Source organism: Streptomyces sp. 130 (assembly GCF_007096885.1).
Lineage (GTDB): Bacteria > Actinomycetota > Actinomycetes > Streptomycetales > Streptomycetaceae > Streptomyces.
In genome coordinates, this window is the sequence record NZ_VJNO01000078.1 from 1 (window position 1) to 5229 (window position 5229).

The 5229-nt window shown below is 70.1% G+C and carries 5 protein-coding genes; 4 read left to right on the forward strand and 1 reads right to left on the reverse strand.

The window, feature by feature from the left end; translation table 11 throughout:
* Nucleotides 1-200 (reverse strand): polyketide synthase docking domain-containing protein (locus tag FKN01_RS31850; protein WP_143626126.1); only part of this gene is annotated, 200 nt, incomplete at its 3' end.
* A 528-nt stretch (nt 201-728) separates the two neighbouring features.
* Between FKN01_RS31850 and FKN01_RS31855 the strand changes: the two genes are divergently transcribed.
* The 4 genes from FKN01_RS31855 (at nt 729) to FKN01_RS31870 (ending at nt 5094) form a co-directional block, all read left to right on the forward strand.
* Nucleotides 729-926: an acyl carrier protein gene (locus FKN01_RS31855; RefSeq protein ID WP_260697094.1), complete on the forward strand. Its 198-nt coding sequence runs from the start codon at nt 729-731 to the stop codon at nt 924-926.
* An 11-nt stretch (nt 927-937) separates the two neighbouring features.
* Nucleotides 938-1840, forward strand: coding sequence for a helix-turn-helix domain-containing protein (locus FKN01_RS31860; RefSeq protein WP_143626127.1), 903 nt, complete (start codon nt 938-940; stop codon nt 1838-1840).
* The gene (locus FKN01_RS31865; RefSeq protein WP_143626128.1) at nt 1809-3359 is read left to right on the forward strand and encodes an AMP-binding protein; all 1551 of its coding nucleotides are present in this window, start codon (nt 1809-1811) and stop codon (nt 3357-3359) included. The genes FKN01_RS31860 and FKN01_RS31865 overlap by 32 nt, the downstream gene beginning before the upstream one ends.
* A 139-nt stretch (nt 3360-3498) precedes the next feature.
* Nucleotides 3499-5094 (forward strand): MFS transporter, encoded by a 1596-nt coding sequence (locus FKN01_RS31870; protein WP_143626129.1) that lies wholly within the window; start codon nt 3499-3501, stop codon nt 5092-5094.
* Nucleotides 5095-5229: the final 135 nt, after the last annotated feature.

Genomic DNA, 5229 nt, shown 5'->3' on the forward strand with positions numbered 1-5229 from the left:
ACCAGATCCCACAACTCATCCGGAGAACCCACCCCACCCGGATAACGACACGCCATACCCACGATCGCAATCGGCTCACCACTGGACTTGCGCTCCGCTGCTGCGAGCCTTTTACGCATGTCGCGCAAGTCGGATGTCGCCCGGCGCAGATACTCGAGAAGTTTTTCCTCGTTACTCACCGAGCATGCCTCCTGTGTCATGACGTTCAGTGGCCGCGGACCCGAGCAAATGACGGAATGAGCGGATGAAGAGAATGAAGCGTGGGGTCACTCGGAAAATTACGGTGCCGCCGGTCCTGTTGCCCACCCCTTAGTCGTGCCCGGGGCCCCCACAATCGGGCCCCTGTCCGGTGGCCGTCACCCCAGAGCCGGAGGGGGGCCGCCGGGCTGGGCGGGCGGGCCGCGCGCGGTGGGCCGGGGGCCTCCCGGCTGCTCTCACCTGTGCGGAAGGGGGGACGGCAGCGGCGGATGCGCTCGGTCCCCCCTCGGGCGACCCCCTTCGCGCGACGCCTTCATAGGGGCGGGTAGGGGTACTGGTTCGGGCCCGGCGGGACTAGCGTCGGGGCCCGGTATCCCTTTCCGGCCGCGCTCGTGTGCGGCCGGCTGCTTCCCGTCTCCGCTCCGGCCCGTCCGGCGGTCCGACGGTCCCGGAACCCCTGTCACCCCTTCGCGCCTGAAACCGGAGTCCTCATGTGGGATGAACAGTTCGACATTCTCCTTCGGAAGCAGATGTCCTTCCTCCCTCCGGACGAGCCGATCACCGGGGATATGCGAATGCGCGATTACGGCCTCGACTCGCTGGGCATGATCGAACTGCTCGCGGGCCTCGAAGCCGCTTATGACGTGCATTTCCGCGACGAGTCGCTCTCGCTGGAGATATTCGAGACCCCGGACGTCCTCTGGAACTCGCTGCAGCGCCTGCGCTGAGGGCTGCTGCCATGCACAGCGTGCCGGCCCTGCGACTGCACGAGGGCGACCGGGCCCGGCTGGAGGCCCTGACCCGCATGTCGACGGCGCCCGCCGGGCTCGTCCGGCGGGCGCGGATCGTGCTGCTCGCCGCAGGAGGCTTCTCGAACACGGAGGTCGCCGCCCAGTTACGGCTCTCCCGGCCGACCGTCATCAAGTGGCGTTCCCGGTACGAGGAGTCGGGTATCGCGGCCCTGGGCGATCTGCCCCGGCCGGGGCGTCCCGCGACGGTGGACGAGGTGGCGGTGCTCGTCGCCACGCTTGCCGACGGCGCCAGACCTCCGGCCCGGCTGCGGGCATCGCACTGGTCCTCGCGGCTGCTCGCCGACGAGTTGGGGATCGCCCACTCCACGGTGTCGCGCGTATGGCGCAAGTGGGGAGTGAGGCCGCATCGCACCGACACCTTCCAGCTGCCCGCCGTGCCGCCTCTGCCGCCGGGCGTCCATCGAGGGGTCGTCGGCATCTTTCGCGCATCGTCCTGGAACGCGGTGGTCCTACGGGCGGACGAGCGAACGGGGCGTCGGCCCGAGGAGCGGCTCCGCCCCCTGCTGGTCGACCGGACCGGGCCCGGGGCCGGCAGCGCGTCCGCACCCGCCGCCTTCCTGCACCTCCTGGACTCCGTCGCCCAGGCCCACCCCTACCCGAGGCTGTACGTACTCCTGAACGGGACGGGTGCGGTGCGGACCAGGGCCGTACGCGAATGGCTCGCGAGAAACCCTCGGGTCTCGCTGCACCACGTGCCGGCCACCCGCACCAGGGCCGACCCCACCGAGGTCCTCCTGCGGCTCGCGAGCCCCGGGCACCGCACCACCTCATCCACCCATCGCCATCCGGGGAACACTCATGGACCAGACATCGGCCCACGCTCTCTATGACCGCTTCCTGCGCGGACTCGCGCGCTCCCCGGAAGGGGTGGCCCTCCGCACCGGCGAGTTCTCGTTGACGTACCGGGAACTGTACGACCGGGCGCTGACCTGGGCGGGCTCGCTGCTGGACGCGCTCCCGGAGCGCCCGGCCGCGGTGGGAGTGCTCGCGGGCAAGAGTCCCGACGCCTACACAGCCATCCTGGCCTGCCTGTTCACCGGGGTGCCGATGGTTCCGCTGCAGCCCTCCTTCCCCGTCCTCCGCACCCTCCACATGCTTGAGGCCGCGGGGGTGGAAGCGCTGATCGTGGACGCCGAGGCGGTCCCGGCGCTGGAGAAGCTGCGCGCCGAAGGCGTCGTGCTCCCCGCCCTGCTGGACGGGGGTGCCGAAGGTGCGGACGGGGTGGTGCGCCCCGTCTCGACGGCACGCCTGACGCGCCCTCACCCGGTTGCCCCCGACGACGTCGCCTACGTGCTGTTCACCTCCGGTTCCACGGGACGGCCCAAGGGCGTGCCGGTCACGCATGCCAACGGTGCCCACTACTTCGACCTGCTCGACGCGCGGTACGACTTCGGGCCGCACGACGTGTTCTCCCAGAACTTCGATCTGAACTTCGACTGCGCGATGTTCGACCTGTTCTGCGCGTGGGGTGCCGGTGCCACGCTGGTGGCCGTTCCCCCGGGCGCCTACCGGGACCTGCCCGGTTTCGTCACCGACCAGGGCATCACCGTCTGGTTCTCCACCCCCAGCGTGATCGGCCTGGTCCGTCGCACCGGAGGGCTGACGAAGGGCTCCCTGCCCTCACTGCGCTGGAGCTTCTTCGCGGGGGAGGCGGTGACCTGTCAGGACGTGACGGACTGGCAGTACTCGGCGTCGGGTTCGGCGGTCGAGAACCTCTACGGCCCCACCGAGCTGACGATCACCATCACCCGGCATCGCTGGTCGCCCGAGACGTCGCCCGGCATCTCGGTCGCGGGTGTCGTCCCGATCGGGCCGGTTCACGCGGGCCACGCCTGGATGCTGATCAACGAGGACGGTGAACAGGAGGACCGGGAAGGTGAGTTGTGCGTCGCCGGCCCTCAACTGACAGCGGGCTATCTGGACCCGGCCGACGACGCGGGCCGCTTCCTCGAACGCCACGGGGTCCGCTACTACCGGACGGGCGACCGGATACGCGTGGGCGAGGACGGCCAGTTGCTCTACCTCGGCCGGCTGGACCAGCAGGTGCAGGTCCGCGGCGTACGGGTCGAACTGGCGGAGATCGAGGAGGCGCTGCGCCGGTGCCCGGGGGTGGAGGACGCCGTCGCGGTGCCGGTCCCCTCCGATCAGGGCATCACGCTGGCCGCCTTCCACACCGGAGAAGGCGTTCCGCCCGTCGCCCTGGCCCGCGAGCTGAGCCTCACGCTCCCCCGGGCCGTACTCCCCCAGCATTTCTTCCACATCGCGGAATTTCCTCTCAACTCCAATCGGAAGATCGATCGACGGGCGCTGCTGGGCCAGGCCCTGGAACGGCTCGGCCGCCCGCACTGAAGCTCCGCTGGCACCCGCCCCGGGCCCCGCCTACCCCGGCTGCGCGCGTGATTGAGTACGCGACACGCATGCGCGTACCTGATACGCTTCGCGTGTCACGTACTCAGGGTCATGAAGCAGGAAGGCATGGACGTTCGCCATGACAGAAATCAAGCCCCGTGCGGGGCTCAAGGAGTGGCTCGGTCTCGTGGTGATCGTCCTGGTCACCCTGCTGATCGCCATCGACATCTCGGTACTCGGCTTCGCGATCACGCCCATCAGTGAGTCCCTGAAGCCGAGCGCCACCCAACTGCTGTGGATCATGGACATCTACAGCTTCGTGCTGGCGGGCGCCCTGATCACGATGGGCTGGATCGGTGACCGCTTCGGCCGGCGGAAGCTCCTGATCATCGGCGCCCTGGTGTTCGGCGTCGCGTCCGCACTCGCCGCGACGGCGGACGACCCCGAGACGCTGATCGGCGCGCGCGCCCTGCTGGGGCTCGGGGCGGCGACCCTGACGCCGACCTCCCTGGCCCTGATCCGCAACATGTTCCACGATTCAAAGCAGCGCAAGTCGGCCATCGCCGCCTGGAGCGGCACCCTCGCCACCGGGGCGGCCATCGGCCCGGTCGTCGGCGGTCTGCTGCTGAACAACTTCTGGTGGGGCTCGGTCTTCATGATCAACACCCCGGTGATGGTGCTGGTGCTGATCCTGGCCCCGATCCTGCTGCCGGAGCGGCGCGACCCCTCGCGCGGCAAGCTGGACGTGCTCGGTGCGTTCCTCTCGATCGCGGGCATCATGCCCTTCATCTACGGCCTGAAGGAGCTGGCCGTGGACGGCTGGTCCACCGAGTCCGCGATCTGGGCGGGCGCCGGCGCCGTCCTGCTCGTCGCCTTCGTGCTGCGCCAGCGCATGACGTCACATCCGCTCATCGACATCTCGCTGTTCCGCTACGGCGGCTTCACCGGGGCGATCCTCACCAACCTGATGGTGATGTTCTCGTTCATGGGCGTCAGCATCCTCACCAACCAGTTCCTCCAGATGGTGCTGGGCATGACGCCCTTCCGTGCGGCCCTGTGGTCCATGGCGGTGATGCCCGCGATCGGAATCGCCGTCGGCGTGGTCTCGGCCCTGTCCCGCAAGGTCAAGCCGGTCTATCTGGTCGCCAGCGGGATGCTCGTGATGGCCCTCGGGTTCGGCGTGCTCAGCCGGCTCACGATGGACTCGAACGTCGCCCTCCTCCTGGTGGGCGTGGGGCTGATGGCGGCCGGCATGACCGCCTCGAAGACGCTGACCGCGGAGATCGTCGTCACCTCCGCACCGAAGGAGCACGCCGGATCGTCCACGGCCACCTCGGAGACGTTCACCGAGTTCGGCAGCGCGTTCGGTTTCGCCGTCATCGGCAGCATCGGTTCCGCCGTCTATCGCCATGACATGAATGCGGCGAACCTGGCGGGTCTCGGCGGGGAGGCGCTGGACGCGGCGCGCAACACGATCGGCGGCGCCGCCACCGTGGCCGCCCATCAGCCGGCCGCGGTCGGTGCCGAACTGATCGCCACCAGCCGTGAAGCCTTCACACACGGACTCCAGGTGGCCGCGCTCTCCGGGGCCGCGGCCATGGTCGTGGTGGCCACGATCGTCGCCGTACTGCTGCGCAAGGTGCCGATCGAGACGGGCGACCCGATCGACCCGTACGACATCGACGCTCCGGCGACCGTCCCGTCCCCCAAGCGCATGCAGCCCACCGCGGGCTGAAACCGCGCGGGGTTCCGTACGTGTGGAAGGGGGGGGCGGGGCCCCCCCCCCGGGGGGGGGGCCGCCGCCGGCGCCCCGCCCGCCCCCCCGGGGGGGGGGGGGGGCGGGGGGGGGGGCGGGGGCCGGCGCCCCCGC

Bases quoted from the DNA above. Each gene is read 5' to 3' on its own strand.
- FKN01_RS31855 (WP_260697094.1), top strand. From the start codon at position 729: ATGTCCTTCCTCCCTCCGGACGAGCCGATCACCGGGGATATGCGAATG.
- FKN01_RS31860 (WP_143626127.1), top strand. From the start codon at position 938: ATGCACAGCGTGCCGGCCCTGCGACTGCACGAGGGCGACCGGGCCCGG.
- FKN01_RS31865 (WP_143626128.1), top strand. From the start codon at position 1,809: ATGGACCAGACATCGGCCCACGCTCTCTATGACCGCTTCCTGCGCGGA.
- FKN01_RS31870 (WP_143626129.1), top strand. From the start codon at position 3,499: ATGACAGAAATCAAGCCCCGTGCGGGGCTCAAGGAGTGGCTCGGTCTC.